Consider the following 286-nt stretch of genomic DNA (forward strand, 5'->3'; position numbering starts at 1 on the left):
TTCCTGGTCGTCCTCGCGTGCCTGATGAGCGCCGCCGCCTATGTCGTCTACTTCCGCCTCGTGGCGTCGATCGGCGCCACCCGGGCCATCAGCGTCGAGTTCGTGGTGACGGTGATCGCCGTCGTGGCGGGGTCGATCGCGCTCGGCGAGCGCCTGACCGCGGTGCAGGCCGCCGGTGCCGCGGCGATCGGGATCGGCTGCGCCCTCGTCCTCGGCCTCGTGCCCCGGCGCGGGAGCCCGGCCTGACGCCTAGAGCCAGCCGAGCCGGGGCAGCGGCGGCCGCACC

At 75.2% G+C, this 286-nt stretch carries 1 protein-coding gene; it reads left to right on the forward strand.

Features of this window, described 5'->3' with window-relative positions; translation table 11 throughout:
- Nucleotides 1-246 (forward strand): EamA family transporter (locus LZP69_RS16215; protein WP_234201725.1); only part of this gene is annotated, 246 nt, incomplete at its 5' end.
- Nucleotides 247-286 lie beyond the last annotated feature (40 nt).

Origin of the sequence: Shewanella sp. AS1, from assembly GCF_021412565.1 — a bacterium.
Lineage (GTDB): Bacteria > Pseudomonadota > Gammaproteobacteria > Enterobacterales > Shewanellaceae > Shewanella.